General features: G+C 69.3%; 7 protein-coding genes and 7 pseudogenes. 8 read left to right on the top strand and 6 right to left on the bottom strand.

Going from position 1 to position 13,651, the window contains the following annotated elements; all coding sequences use genetic code 11:
• Positions 1-15 precede the first annotated feature (15 nt).
• The gene (locus tag ACF1BE_RS26305) at positions 16-549 is read right to left on the bottom strand and encodes a hypothetical protein (RefSeq protein WP_392201583.1); all 534 of its coding nucleotides are present in this window, start codon (positions 547-549) and stop codon (positions 16-18) included.
• A 394-nt stretch (positions 550-943) separates the two neighbouring features.
• Positions 944-1,105 (bottom strand): annotated as a pseudogene (locus ACF1BE_RS26300) (IS701 family transposase); the annotation flags it as partial.
• A gap of 211 nt (positions 1,106-1,316) precedes the next feature.
• Here ACF1BE_RS26300 and ACF1BE_RS26295 point away from each other — a divergent pair.
• Positions 1,317-2,319: pseudogene (locus ACF1BE_RS26295) on the top strand (IS3 family transposase).
• Between the two features lie 284 nt (positions 2,320-2,603).
• Here ACF1BE_RS26295 and ACF1BE_RS26290 read toward each other — a convergent pair.
• Positions 2,604-3,370: pseudogene (locus tag ACF1BE_RS26290) on the bottom strand (transposase); the annotation flags it as partial.
• Positions 3,371-3,516: 146 nt separating this feature from the next.
• On the opposite strand from ACF1BE_RS26290, the pseudogene ACF1BE_RS26285 reads away from it, so the two are divergent.
• Positions 3,517-3,919 (top strand): annotated as a pseudogene (locus tag ACF1BE_RS26285) (winged helix-turn-helix transcriptional regulator).
• 43 nt (positions 3,920-3,962) lie between these two features.
• On the opposite strand, the gene ACF1BE_RS26280 reads toward ACF1BE_RS26285, so the two are convergent.
• The gene (locus ACF1BE_RS26280; protein ID WP_392201488.1) at positions 3,963-5,675 is read right to left on the bottom strand and encodes an MFS transporter; all 1,713 of its coding nucleotides are present in this window, start codon (positions 5,673-5,675) and stop codon (positions 3,963-3,965) included.
• 196 nt (positions 5,676-5,871) lie between these two features.
• On the opposite strand from ACF1BE_RS26280, the gene ACF1BE_RS26275 reads away from it, so the two are divergent.
• From ACF1BE_RS26275 to ACF1BE_RS26265, 3 genes and pseudogenes are all read left to right on the top strand, one after another.
• A complete protein-coding gene (locus tag ACF1BE_RS26275; protein ID WP_392201487.1) occupies positions 5,872-6,678 on the top strand; it encodes a TetR/AcrR family transcriptional regulator in 807 nt (268 codons plus the stop codon).
• Positions 6,679-6,796: 118 nt separating this feature from the next.
• Positions 6,797-7,042: pseudogene (locus ACF1BE_RS26270) on the top strand (NmrA family NAD(P)-binding protein); the annotation flags it as partial.
• Between the two features lie 32 nt (positions 7,043-7,074).
• The gene (locus ACF1BE_RS26265) at positions 7,075-7,665 is read left to right on the top strand and encodes an NmrA family NAD(P)-binding protein (protein ID WP_392201486.1); all 591 of its coding nucleotides are present in this window, start codon (positions 7,075-7,077) and stop codon (positions 7,663-7,665) included.
• Positions 7,666-7,740: 75 nt separating this feature from the next.
• Here ACF1BE_RS26265 and ACF1BE_RS26260 read toward each other — a convergent pair whose 3' ends face one another.
• Positions 7,741-7,905 carry a hypothetical protein gene (locus ACF1BE_RS26260; RefSeq protein ID WP_392201485.1) on the bottom strand — a complete coding sequence of 55 codons (165 nt, stop codon included), beginning with the start codon at positions 7,903-7,905 and terminating at the stop codon, positions 7,741-7,743.
• Between the two features lie 166 nt (positions 7,906-8,071).
• Between ACF1BE_RS26260 and ACF1BE_RS26255 the strand changes: the two are divergent.
• Positions 8,072-9,517: pseudogene (locus ACF1BE_RS26255) on the top strand (MMPL family transporter).
• Between the two features lie 32 nt (positions 9,518-9,549).
• Positions 9,550-10,272 (top strand): hypothetical protein, encoded by a 723-nt coding sequence (locus ACF1BE_RS26250; RefSeq protein ID WP_392201484.1) that lies wholly within the window; start codon positions 9,550-9,552, stop codon positions 10,270-10,272.
• A 533-nt stretch (positions 10,273-10,805) separates the two neighbouring features.
• On the opposite strand, the pseudogene ACF1BE_RS26245 reads toward ACF1BE_RS26250, so the two are convergent.
• Positions 10,806-11,114, bottom strand: a pseudogene (locus ACF1BE_RS26245) (DUF1524 domain-containing protein); the annotation flags it as partial.
• Between the two features lie 610 nt (positions 11,115-11,724).
• On the opposite strand from ACF1BE_RS26245, the gene ACF1BE_RS26240 reads away from it, so the two are divergent.
• The gene (locus tag ACF1BE_RS26240; RefSeq protein WP_392201483.1) at positions 11,725-13,467 is read left to right on the top strand and encodes an endo-1,4-beta-xylanase; all 1,743 of its coding nucleotides are present in this window, start codon (positions 11,725-11,727) and stop codon (positions 13,465-13,467) included.
• The last annotated feature ends 184 nt before the right edge of the window (positions 13,468-13,651 follow it).

The following is a 13,651-nucleotide window of genomic DNA, read 5'->3' as shown; positions in this document are numbered from 1 at the left end:
ACACTTCACCTTAGTCTAGAGTCCGTTGATCTTGACAGGGAGCTTGTGGAGCGTCGCAACAGCGGTGTCAGGGTCCTCCACATCGATAAGATCGACCGGATTCTGCAGCTGGTACAGGTCGCCCTTCGGCGGGTACTGGGTGAGCTCGCCGATGAGCGTCGCCGGGTCCTCTGTCGCCAGGATCAGCGGCCTACCGTCTCCGCCGTCGATGGTCATGGTGAAGTCCAGGACCATGATGTGTTCGAACTTCGGCGGGGAGTCCTGAGTCACCCGCAGCAGACTCTTCGGTTCGACATCGACATCGTTCTGCTCGATCGTGATGCTCCCCCCGCCCCCGTCCCCATTGGGGTCGGGCAGCTCCGCGCTGATCTTGAAGCGGACCGTCATCATGCGCACGCTATTGGCGGGGTCGTCGGGGTTGTCGACGACGCGGTGCTTGATGCCGCCCCTGAAGTCCGTGGTGATCGATGAGGTCCGGATCTTGAGTGGGGTGTCGATCGCGAGCATGTTGCACGGGATCTCCTCGCCGATGGGAGGCAGCAGTGACATGTACGGTTCCCTTGTTCGCATGGGCCTTTCGAGCAGGCCCAGCACCGGATGCCGCCCGCACCGGTGAGAAACCGCCACCCTGCACGAACAGTGCGTTCCCTCCGCTCAGCACAGCTCGCAAGCACAACGGACAAGGTGATCCAAAAGACACGGCCTGGATCACCCCAGCACCTGCTGCTCCAGCGCGACTTCGCGATCTACGTGCTTGAGGGGACGGAGAGTCGCTGCCAGTAGTGGCTGCGACCCATTGAGGCTTGGTGGTTTCTGCGCCAGTTCGACTGAACAGTGCGCCGGTCAAGCGGCGGACCTCCGGGACGGTCAGGTCAACCGGCTCGCCGCTTCGGGCCGGGCGGTCCGAGTCCGCAGGTCTGGTCGGCCATGCGTCGTCGACGGCGACGGCCAGGAATGCGAGAGCGACCATGGCCAGGGTGACGTGCCAATACCAGGTGGTCCAGTTGCGGACCTGGTAGTGGTCCAGGCCGACCTGGCCCTTGGCCGCCTGAAAGCAATCTTCGATGCACCAGCGGGTGCCGGCGACGCGGACGAGCTCGGACAGCGGCACGGCCTGGGGTGACCTTCCGCCGGACGACGTCAGCACCATCCTCGGAAAAACAGATCACAGTCTGTGATCCCGGGTTTCCAAAGATCCTGCGCCACTCTTGCCAACTACGCGGCGTCACACCTTTCTGACCAGCGACGGGTCTGCTGCACGATCGGGTGACATCTGAACTGGCCTGCCCTGAGGGACGGGTGGGAAGGATGTCGCTGTGCCCAAGCCCTATCCGGAAGAGTTCCGCCAGGACGTCGTGCGAGTCGCGAGGAACCGCGGCCCGGGTGTCACGGTCGAGCAGGTGGCCACCGATTTCGGGGTTCACCCGATGACGTTGTGGAAGTGGATACCGCCGGGCGGACATCGATGACGGGTCCAAGCCCGGGGTGACCAGCCAGGAGAGCGCCGAACTGCGGGAAGCGCGTCGGCGGATCAAGCTGCTGGAGCAGGAGAACCAGGTCCTGCGCCGGGCCGCGGCCTATCTGTCGCAGGCGCATCTGCCGGGAAAAGGATCTACCCGCTCGTGAAGGAGCTGGCCGTGGACGGGGTGCCCGTCACGGTCACGTGCCGGGTGCTCAAGCTCGCCAGACAGCCCTACTACCGCTGGCTCGACAAGCCGGTGGCCGACGCCGTACTGGAGGAGTCGTATCGCGCGAACGCACTGTTCGACGCTCACCGCGACGACCCGGGTGAGCCGCAACTTCACCGCGACCGGCCCGAACCGGCTGTGGCTCGCCGACATCACCGAACACGCCACCGGCGAAGGCAAGCTGTACCTCTGCGCGATCAAGGATGTGTTCAGCAACAGGATCGTGGGCTACTCCATCGACGCGCGGATGAAGTCCCGCCTGGCCGTGACCGCCCTCGACAACGCCGTGGCCCGACGTGAACACGTCGACGGGTGCATCCTGCACAGCGATCGCGGCTCGCAGTTCCGGTCCCGGAAGTTCGTCCGGGCCCTCGACCGGCACCGCATGGTCGGATCGATAGGGAGGGTCGGGGCAGCCGGCGACAACGCGGCCATAAAGTCCTTCTTCAGCCTGCTGCAAAAGAACGTCCTCGACCGCCGGAGCTGGGCCACCCGCGAGGAACTGCGGATCGCGATCGTGTCCTGGATCGAGCGGACCTATCACCGGCGCCGCCGACAAGCCGCACTCGGCCGGCTGACACCCGTCGAATTCGAGACCGTCATGACCACACCGGCCCTCCAGGCCGCGTGACCGAACCTGTCACCTGAACCTGCACCAGACCCCAACCTGAAGCGTTTCAACATGTCCCAAGAGTTCGAGCTCGCCATCCGAAGGAGAGTGTCCCTCGGTTGTCGGGCAGTCTCCTCCCGATCTTGGAGCCAGGATTCCACCTCGGTCGTGTCCGCCGCGATGACGTCCAAATCGCTGTCGTAGTTATAGCAGTGGAAGCACAGGTTTTCCGTCACATGGGTGGCTAAGTGCTGTTCCGTAAATGATCTACGACATGCTGGTTGACCAGCGTCGCTTCGTGATCGTCCGGCCAGGGTGAGGTTGTGGGGGCGGGCGATGCCGAGCATGGCGTGGTGGACGCCTTCGCCCTTCAGGCGGCAGTCGCGGAGGATCTTTCAGGTCTTCATGCGGGCGAAGGCGTGCTCGACGCGGGCGCGGACTTTGCGGTGGGAGGCGTTGTGTTCCTCCTTCCAGTCCGGGAGTTCGGTCCGGCCTTTCTCGCGGCGGTGCGGGATGACGAGGCCGGTGCCGCGGTAGCCGCCGTCGGCGATGACCATGGTGTTGCCGACGGCGGCTTTCGCGCCGGACATCTCCCACGCCTTGCAGTCGTTGCGGTTGCCGGGCAGGGGCCGGCTGACGGCGACGACGAGACGGGTGTCGGCGTTGATGACGACCTGGTGGTTGGTGGAGTAGCGGTAGTTCTTCGACTGCTCGGCCACTTGGTGGTCGCGGGTGGGGACCAGGGTGCCGTCCACGATGAGCACGGTGTCCTTGCGGAACCGTTTGCGAGGCTGGAGCGCGAGCGACGGTCCGAGGTGGTCGACGATGCGGTCTGCCGCAGACTTGGACACCCCGAACGGCGGGGCCAGTTGGCGCAGGGTCAGGTTCGTCCGCCAGTAGGCGGCGACCAGGAGCACGCGGTCCTCCAGCGGCAGGCTCCAGGGCCGGCCCTTGCGCACCGGATCCGCACCTCGCGCCTCAGCGCGGTGATCAGCTTGCCGAACTGGCGCGGGCTCAACCCGCTGAACGGGGCTATCCATGAAGGCTCCGACGCCGTGATCACACCAGACACAGCAAGACCATCTCACCGGTGACCAGCAGTTACGGGACAGCCCTTGGGTAACTACCGTAAGTTCCAACAGGGGGCGCTTTCCCGTCAGTTGGTGAGCCTCAGGTGACCTCCCAGGCCCCAAGGACGCGACCGCCCCGCGCGGCGACCTGTTCGATCCCGCGTGCCCGATCCGTCGACTGCTCGACCGCATCGGTACGAAATGGACGTCGATGGCGGTGAAGGGCTGGCCGAGGCTGCGCCCGGGGAGGTGCGCTTCGCCGAGCTGCTGCGCCGGATGCCCGGCGTCCCGCAGAAGATGCCGTCCGTGACCCTGCATAACCTGGTGCGGGACGGCTTGGTCGCACGCAGGGTGGAGCCCACCGTGCCGCCCGGCGTGAACACCGGCTCACCGGACTCGGACTGTCCCTCGACACCGTGCTCGCCGCCGTCAGGGACTGGGCCGAGGAGCCCATGTCGGAGATCGACCGCGCGAACGAACTGACCGACGCTCAGGCGGAACTCCGGCCCGGTCGGTGGACCGCCGAGCCGCAGGACGACCGGGCAGCCTGAGGAAGAAGGTGCCCGGTCGTCCCGTTCGCCAGGGCCGTCGGCGTCAGTGTCCGCCGGACTCCTCGGGGCGTGCCTGGCGCGGCAGGAGGAAGGAGAGGAGGAAGGTCAGCGCGAGCATGGCGTCGACGATCCACAGCACCGTCTTCATGACCGATCCGAAACCGCCCTCGAAGGCCGAGGTCGCGGTGGTCTGCAGGGCCGCGGGTATCCGGGCGCCGGCCTCGGGCGAGGTCACGGCGGACCGCGTGTCCTTCTCCAGGCGCGTGCAGGACGCCGGGGTGGCGGCGGGGTCCTTGGCCACGGCGCGGTCCGAGGCGCACTCGCGCAGGTCCGCCACGACACGATCCTGTGCGGCGGGCGCGACGTGGGCGGCGGCCAGCTGCCCGCGCAGACCGTCCGAGCGGTGGTCGACGGCGGTGGCGATCCCGCCGCCCAGCAGGCCGAAGAACACGGTGCCGAGGATGGCCACGCCGAAGGCGCCTCCGAGCTGCTGCATCGCGGTCATCGTGCCGGACGCCGAACCCGTCTCGTGCTGCTCGACACTGGCCAGCACGATGTCGAAGAACGGAGCCATGAGCAGGCCCATGCCGATGCCGGTGACGAGCAGGGACGGCAGCAGCTGCCAGGGCCCGACGCCGCTGCCCACCATGTCGAGGGTCAGCCACACACCGAACACGCCGGCCGCCATGACGACGGTGCCCGCCTGAAGGACGGCACGTCCGAACCGTGCGACGCCCTGCGCGATACCGAACCCGACGATCATGCCGCCGGACCAGGGCACCATGACCAGACCGGCCTTGAGCGGCGAATAGCCGAGACCTATCTGGGTGTAGAGGTTGAAGACCAGCATGAAGCCCTGCATGGTCGAGAAGAAGACGAGTCCGAGGACCATGCCGCCGCTGAACCCGCGCTTGCGGAAGAGGCTCGGGACGACCAGCGGGTCGAGGCCGGCGCTGCTGCGGTGCGATTCGTACCTGGCGAAGGCCGCGAAGACGACGACGGAGGCGCCCATCATCACGAACGCCCACACGGGCCAGTCGTACTCGCGGCCCTGGACCAGCGGGAAGATGATGAGCAGCGCGGCCAGCGAGACCAGGAGCATGCCGGGGATGTCGAGGCGGGGCTTGCTCTCGGAGCGGCTCCGGGGCAGGTAACGCACCGCGCCGAGGAAGGCCGCGGCACCCAGCGGCAGGTTGATCAGAAAGATCATCCGCCAGCCGGTGCCGAAGTAGTCGGCGTCCACGAGCCAGCCCGCCAAAATCGGCCCGCACACCGCGGACAGTCCCATGACCGGACCGAACATGCCGAAGGCCTTCTGCGACTCCTTGGGCGGGAACATCTCCTTGATCATGCCGAGGCCCTGAGGCAGCATCACCGCGCCGAACAGGCCCTGGACGACGCGGGCGCCTATCAGTATCTCGGGTGACACGGACACCGCGCACAGCAGCGAGCCCACGGTGAAGCCGGCGGCGCCCACCAGGAACATCGTGCGGCGTCCGTGGATGTCCCCGAGCCGCCCTCCGGTGACGAGCCCGACGGCCATCGACAGCGTGTACGCGGCAGCGAGCCACTGCAGGGTGGAGGCCCCGCCGCCGAGGTCGGCACGCATGGAGGGCCCGGCGATGTTCGTGACGACGGCGTCGAGGAGGTCCATCACCTCGGCCGCGAGGATCACGAAGAGCGCAGCCCAGCGCCACCGGTAGGGGGCGGGTGAATCGGTGGGCGTCTCCGCGGACGCGACACCGGTGGTGGTCATCGGAACTCCTCGCAGGAGGGATGGGCGACTAAATGAACGGTGTTCACCGTAGCAGAACGGTGCTCTCTGTGAGAACACTGTTCATTAAGATATAGCGTAATCGGTCGCCAACACAAGATATATCGCGTTCGCCGGGTCGAGAGCATCGTCCCCCGCGGCGGAGAACACTGTTCTCTCGTGTGCCTAGACTGGCCGCATGACAGACGCGGCAGCCGACAGCCCAGCAACCCCACCGCCGTCTCCGTGGGAGCGGGAGCGCCCCTCCCGGACCCACACCGCTCCCGCGCGCACACCGCTGTCCCGCGACCGCGTCGTCGAGGCGGCCTTCACCGTGCTGGACCGGCAGGGACTCGACGGACTGTCGATGCGCCAGGTGGCCGCGGAACTGGGTGTGACCGTCTCCGCCCTCTACGCCCACGTCAACTCCAAGGACGACCTCCTGGAGCTGATGTACACACGTCTCTTCGACGGCTTCGAGATGCCCGCAGCGGATCCGGACCGGTGGCAGGAGCAGTTGCTGGACTACGCGCGGGCCGGCCGACAACGCCTGCTGTCCCATCGCGACATGGCCCGGATCTCCATGGCCCACGTCCCCTTCACCGCCGAACTGCTCCCGCACGTCGAGGGGTTGCTCGCCATATTCCGCACGGCGGGCCTGCCCGACCGCATCGCGGCGGAGGCGGGCGACCTCATCTCCACGTACATCGACGGGTTCGTCCTGGAGGAGGGCATGTGGCGGGACCGCGCCGCCCGGCAGGGCGGCGACGCCTCCTCCCTGGGCCGGCCCGACTGGCGCGAGATGGCCGACGAGATGCAGAACTACTTCGCCACTCTGCCCGAGGCCGATTTCCCGCACCTGCGTGCCCTGTCCGGCTTCATGGTGACGGACTCGTCCGACGAGCGGTTCGACATCGGCCTGCAGATCATCCTGCGCGGCCTGGCGAGCTACCTGCCGGACCGTACGGACCACGCGACCCCGGACCACGCGACCTCGGAGGACTGACCGTCTCCGCGGCCCCGGTCGGACGTCAGTGGAAGGCCGACTGCGGACGTGGCCCGCGTGGCGGGGCACGGGCCGTCGGTGCGGGCGGCCGCACCCCCCCGCCGCCCTGTCGCCCGTTATGACGTCGGAAGCGGACGAGCGGGGCCGCGCGGTGCTGGTCGTGGGAGCCACGGGTCAGCAAGGGGGCGCGGTGGCCCGGCATCTGCTGCGGGCCGGCTGGCCGGTGCGTGCGCTGACGCGTCACCCGGGCAAGCGGGCCGCCCGTGTGCTGGCGGATCAGGGCGCGCAGGTGGTGGCCGGGGACCTGGACGATGCCGCGTCCCTGCGCGCGGCCCTGGCCGGCGTGGACCGTGTCTTCTGTGTGACGCAGTACTTCACCGCCGGCTACGCGGAGAGGTGGCCCAGGGCAGGCTCATGGTGGACCTCGCGGCGCAAGCCGGGGTGGAGCACTTCGTGTTCAGCTCCGTGGGCAGCGCCGACAGGAACACCGGCATCCCCCACTTCGGCAGCAAGTACGAGATCGAGCAGCACCTGGCGCGGAGTCCACTTCCTTTCACCGTGCTGCGGCCGGTGTTCCTGATGGAGAACTGGGAGGGTGCCCGCCCTCTGATCGTGGACGGTTCACTGGTGACGCCGCTGTCGCCCGAGCGGCCGTTGCAGCAGGTCGGGGTCGAGGACATCGGCGCGTTCACCCTGCTGGCCATGAGCCGGCCCGACCAGTGGGCGGGGCGGTCCGTGGACCTCGCGGGGGACGAGCTGTCGATGACGCGGTCCGCCGAGGTCTTCGCCCGGGTGGTGCAGTGGCCGGTGGCGGTGCGGCGCATCTCCTGGGACGACTTCCGGGAGCAGCAGGGGGAGGAGATGTACGTGATGCACCGCTGGTTCGAGACCGCTGGCTACGAGGCCGACGTGACCCGGCTGCGCGAGATCCGTCCGCAGACGCTGTCGCTGGAGGACTACCTGCGCGAGCACCACTGGCAGGCGTGAAGGGGGAGCCCGGCGCACGGAAGCCGCGCCCGGCCTGGCCGCCGTCTCAGCCGAAGAACGCCAGCAGTTCCCGGGTCAGTTCCGCGGGGCGTTCTGGGACAGGTAGTGGCCGGCCCCCTTCAGCTCCACGTAGCGCACGTCGGTGGCCGTGCCCTCCAGCAGCGCGGGGACGAAGCCAAGTTCATCCCGCCCAGCCCGAGGACCGGCATGTCCAGAGGGGCGTAGGGCGGGAGTGGTCATGGTGCGGACGACTCTCCTCCTCCGGCCGGCTCACCCGCCGCCTCGCCGGAGGAGTCCATGGTCTGCTACACCGTCAACCACGTGACGCCGGTCACCAGCGCCGACGGACGCACCGCGTACTCCACCGTCTCCTTCGCGACCTCGGCCACCACCCTCGCCGGCATGCCTGGGCGTCGGCATCGACTACGCCCTGTTCCTGACGACGCGTTTCCGCCAGGACCTCATCGACGGGCGCGACCCGGTCGACGCCGCCGCCCGCACCGCGCACACCAGCGGACGCGCCGTCCTCGCCGCCGCTCTCACCGTGGCCGTCGCCCTGTTCAGCCTCTACGCCTGCGGGCTGACCTTCATCGGGAAGATCGGCCTCGCGGCCACCCTCGCCGTGGTCGTCACCGCCGCCGCGGCGCTCACCCTCGTACCGGCGGCCCTGGCCCTGGTGGGCCGACGCATCGACCGGCTCAGGCTGCGCCGCCCGGTCGCCGAGGGCACGGCGGCCGGCGACGGCCGCAACCGCTACGCGGACCTCGTCGCCCGGCGCCCCTGGACGTTCCTCACCACCGGCGTCGCCGGCCTCGGCGTGTGCGCGCTGCGCCTGCTGTCGATGCCCCTCGGCCACGTCGACGCCGGCGCCGACCGGCCCGGCAGCAGCACCCGAACCGCCTACGACTGGATCGCCCGAGCCGACGGGCAGGGCTTCGGGGTGGGGGCGAACGGGCCCGTCGTCACCGTCGTCGACGTGAGCGACGCCACGACGCCCGTCGACCGGATCACCAGCGACGTGACCGCGGCCCTCGCGACCGCCCACGGCGCGACCGCCCACGGCGTGGCCGCCTTCACCTCCCTCCGAGCGAGCGCCGACGGCAACATCCTCGTCATCACGCTCACCCCGACCACCGGCCCGCAGGACGCCGCCACCGGCGACCTGGTCACCACCCTCTCCGCACGGACCCTCCCCGACGCGCTGCACCACACCGGCGCCACCGCCTACCTCACCGGCACCGTCGCCGGCCAGGCCGACTTCAAGGACACCGTCGGCCACCGGCTGCCCATCGTCATCGGCATCGTCCTGGTCCTCGCCTTCCTGCTGCTCATGACGGTCTTCCGCAGCCTGCTCATCGCGCTCAAGGCCGTCGTGCTCAACCTGTGCACGACGGCGGCGTCCTACGGCGTGCTCGTCGCGGTCTTCCAGTGTGGCTGGGGCGACCGACTGCTGGGACTCTCCGAGCCGGTGCCCATCGAGTCGTACGTGCCGATGATGATGTTCGCGATCGTCTTCGGGCTGTCCATGGACTACTAGATCTTCCTGCTGTCCCGGATCGCCGAGGCCTGGCACCGCACGGGCGACAACCGGCTCGCAGTGGGGGAGGGGCTCTCCGCGACGGCCCGCGTCATCTCCGCCGACACGTTCATCATGACCGCCGTGTTCCTGTCCTTCACCGCCTCACCGACCGTCGTCGTGAAGATGCTCGCCCTGGGACTGGCGATCAGCGTGGTGGTCGACGCCACCGTGGTCCGCCTGATCCTGGTGCCCTCCGCCATGTTCCTCATCGGCCGGGCGAACTGGTGGCTACCCCGCCCGCTCGACCGGATCCTGCCGCGCCTGCACGCCTGACCATCCACCGACCGATCCGGAGCCCTGGTCCCGTGAAACCGAACCCGCGCGGAAAGACCCGCCTCGTCCTGGCCGCGACCGCCGCGTCCCTGGCCCTGCTCACCGGCGCGACCGACTTCCTGGTCGAGCACCACACCGAGGACCGCATCGCCGCCCGCGCCGCGCGCCGGCTACGGCCGGACGGCCCCGTACACGCCGACCTCACCACCCCCCTCGCCGGCCTGCGCACCCTGGGCGGCGAGGTGGGAGACGTCGACGTGCACGCGAAAGGGGTCCACCGCCGGCACACCGTGCTGGACCTGCGCGTCCACCTCAACGACGTGACGACCGGGGGTGACAGCGCCGGCGGCACCGCGACCGCCACCGTGGGCTACGACCAGGTGACCCGGCGCCTGGCCGCGACGGGCGGCACCCTGACCGCCGGCGGCCAGGACGGCGACCTGATCCTCTCCGGAAGCGCCGGCCGCCTGGGCCTGCCGGTCACCGTACAAACACACCTGTCCACCACCGGGCACGCCCTCACCATCACGCCCACCACGGTCGGCGTCCTCGGCCGCACCGTGGCCGTCGACGACCTCGCCGGGCTGCCGGCCACCTCCGCACTCCGCGACGAACTGCGGCCGAGGACCGTGGCCGTCACCCCACTGCCCCACGGAGTCACGCTCACCTCGGCACACGCCGGAGACGACGGCCTCGTCCTCGACTTCTCCGTCGCGGTCGGCCCCACACCTGGCACCGAAGGGACAACCACCTGACCCACCGGGCGGTGACGGTCGTCAGGAGCCCCGGGCGCCGGAGCGAGCCGTCACGGAAGGTCGCAGGGCGCCGCGGGAGACGCCGTCAACTCCCCGGCGGCCGGCGGACCTGCCACTGGATGCGTCAGGCCCTCGACACGGACTTCCACATCGTCCACGCCCACCACCGCGCCCGGCTGAATTGGCCGCGGGCCACCGCAGGCCGCCACCCTGCGCGAAGCCGTAGAACGTCTCAAAGCCGAAGAGATCTGCGGCGAGTCCCCACCGCCCCGACCAGCGGCTGGCCAACCAGATCCAGGAACGCGGCCCCCGCTGACCCTCCACCGCGATGGCCCCTGCCGACGGCGGCGCGGTCACGTCCCCGGTCCGCCGCGTGCCTGCGCCGTCGCCGGGACGCGTCCCCGTGGTCCCGTCGCCCGGCTGTTTCGCGTCCGGGGCGATGCTGGGGGCCGGGGCCGACTTGCCCCGGCCGCCTCCACGCGTTGCAGCGGCCAGCTGCGTAGTCACCCGGCCACCGGGAGGCCGCTGGGTTTCTACCGGGCGAGAGTGACGGTGATCGGGGTGTCGGGGCACGAGGACCTCGGCCAGTGCGGTCTGTTCCGGGGTGTCGATGGTCCGGCCACAGCGGGTTTTGCCGGCGATCCAGTCGGTGACGTAGGTGCAGCGGTAACCGGTGGCCGGGGGCAGCCACGGGGAGGAGTCCCGGTCGGCCTTGGACCGGTTGGAGGCGGCCGAGACGGCGATCAGGTCGCGGGGATCATCGAGGTCGTGGCGTAGGCCTCGCGCTTCGCAGGCGTCCAGGTGGAGGCCCCGCAGTCCCAGGCTTCGGCGAGGGGGAGGAGGACGGCCGTGCCGTCTGGTTCCTGCGGGACCTGGCCGCCGCCACCGGGGCCCGCCCGGCGCCCGGACAGCCCACGATCCTGCCCGGCATCGCCACCACCGACGAGGCGTGCCAAGTACTCACCGCCGCCGGACTCGGCGACATCCCCGCGCTCCGTTCCTGGCTCGACCAGGCAGCTGGCCAGCTCATCGAGGCCCCCGCCCGGCGCCTCCAGTCCGTGCCCCGCCCCGCCCAGCACCGGAGCAAGTCGCATGACCGCCCGGACGATCCCGCGTGTTCGCACGTCACGACCAGCGCGTCAACTCCGTACACTCGGCCTCGCTGAGTACCAGTTCTGACTTGTGGCGGCCCGGCTGCGGCTCGCCCGCCAGTCCCACCATCCGCCGGTCAGCGAACCGTGAGTGCTACTTGCGTACCGTCTCCGTGGAGACCCTGAAGTCCGCTGGGACACGCGTGTTTGATGCGCCTTCCACGCAGGCCGCAACGATCCGGGCCCGCTCCGCCACACGAGCTGGGACGTGCCACACAAGGCCGCCGTACCTCATGTGTGATGAACTGTGGCCCGGTTTCGAGACGTTGATCCCGTCTCGAACAAGAGAGTGGGAGGGGCCGTGGACCTTGGTGGGGGGACGTGGCAGCGACTGACCGCCGTGGTGCTCGTCATGGCGGTGGCGGCCGGGTGTACGGGGCAGGGCGAAGGCGCGGCCGGCGGAGACGACGAAGACCTGCTGCGGAACCACGACTGGACGCAGATGCCGGGCACCACCGCGCGGAACGGCATCCTGCGGGTCAGCGCATTGGATCGGCACATCGTGGAGCAGGACTCCTCCGGCGGCCAGCCCAACCCCCCGCTGAACCTGGCCGGCCCGCATCTTAGGTCCGATGGCGACTTCACCGTCACCGCGCGCATGTCCGGTGTGGGTGACGATGACGGCGACTCATGGCTGCGGCTGTACGGACGGGTACCGGTCATCTACGACGAGTGGCGGCAGGAGCGGCCCTCACTCCGCGTCGGCGTGACCGCTGACGGACAAGTGAAGGTACAGATATGGGACGGCGAGGGCGATGAGCCGGCCACCTCCAAGAATTTCGACTGCGGCTGCTCCGGGACGGTGACGCTCGCCGTGTCGAGCATCGGTGACACCTTCCGCGTGAAAGCCGACGGGCGGCGGCTGGGAACCGTGCAGGACCCGGGGGTGTTCGCCGAGGGCACTGTCTGGTTCGGTCTGGAGGCGGACGCGGGCGAAGACGAGCGCCGCGAGGGATGGCGTCTGACGCAGTTGATCGCGCGGGCAGAGAGCGGTGACTCGCTCCGCGTGATCAAGGCGCCGCAGCTACGCCAGGAGCAGTCCGACGACTCGCTGCGTGCGCGTGCCGCAGACGTGGGGCGGCCGTTCGACGTCGGCGCCGCCCTAGCCGAGAACCCGCTGCTCACCGACTCACGCTACCGGGCGCTCGCGGGGAACCAGTTCTCCATGCTCACTCCGGAGAACGCGTTCAAGCCACAGTTCCTCCACCCACGCCGGGGCGTCTACGACTTCCGCGACGCGGACCTACTCGTACGCTTCGCCCGCGCAAACGACATGAAGGTGCACGCGCACACCCTCGTCTGGCACGAGGCTCTGCCCAACTGGATGCGGGAGAACGACGACCCCGAGGAGGTGCGCCGGACCATGCTCCGGCACATCGCCATGGTCGCCGGGCACTTCAAGGGAAAGGTCGCGGAATGGGATGTGGTCAACGAGCCCATGTCCGACGACGAGAAGAGCTACACCAACGGGGATCTCGGTCTGCGCTCCGAGCAGAGCCCGTGGTTCGAGGCCATGGGCGAGGAGTACATCGACGAGGCGTTCAGGGCCGCCCACCGGGCCGATCCGAAGGCACGGCTGTTCCTCAACGAGTACGGGATCGAGGAGGAAGGCGAGCGGTGGGACGCCCTTTACGATCTGGTCAAGCGGCTCAAGGAACGCGGCGTACCGATCGACGGCGTGGGTTTCCAGAACCATGAGTACGCACCCGGCGACCGCATCGACCCGGAGACCTTCCGCAGCCATGTGCGGGATCTGGCGAAGCTCGGCGTTCAGGCGCGGGTATCGGAGATGGACGTCCCCATAGGTGAGGACGAGGAGGACGGGCGGCAGACCCAGGCTGATGAGATGGCGGGCAAGCTGCGGGTCTGCCTGGAGGAGCCGAACTGCACATCGTTCTCCACATGGGGATTCACCGACCGGTATGGTTCCACCGCCGACACCAAGATCTATCCTCCGCGCACGGCCGATTCCCTGCCGTGGGACGCGGCCCTGCGGCCGAAGCTGGCGTACGAGCGCCTGCTCGAGGTCTTTGACGAGGCGTGAGGAATCAAGGTGCGATCTCTCGGTTCGGTGTCGGTGGTAGTGAGACTCAGTAGTGCTGGTTTGGGCCTGTGGCCTTTCAGCGCTGGGGGGCAGTGTCATAGGACGACCGGGGCCTGGCGGGACACTCCTGGTGTCCCGCCGGGGCGACCGGCCCTGCAAGGACGCCTGCAGCTCCGCGGCCAAG

It is taken from the genome of Streptomyces sp. NPDC014991 (genome assembly GCF_043080665.1).
GTDB lineage: Bacteria > Actinomycetota > Actinomycetes > Streptomycetales > Streptomycetaceae > Streptomyces.
The sequence above is the reverse complement of the archived record's forward strand: the minus strand, read 5'-3'. Positions and strand labels throughout refer to the sequence as shown.

Excerpts from the sequence above, each read along its gene's own strand:
- ACF1BE_RS26305 (WP_392201583.1), bottom strand. The coding sequence starts at position 549 with ATGTCACTGCTGCCTCCCATCGGCGAGGAGATCCCGTGCAACATGCTC.
- ACF1BE_RS26280 (WP_392201488.1), bottom strand. The coding sequence starts at position 5,675 with ATGACCACCACCGGTGTCGCGTCCGCGGAGACGCCCACCGATTCACCC.
- ACF1BE_RS26275 (WP_392201487.1), top strand. The coding sequence starts at position 5,872 with ATGACAGACGCGGCAGCCGACAGCCCAGCAACCCCACCGCCGTCTCCG.
- ACF1BE_RS26260 (WP_392201485.1), bottom strand. The coding sequence starts at position 7,905 with ATGACCACTCCCGCCCTACGCCCCTCTGGACATGCCGGTCCTCGGGCT.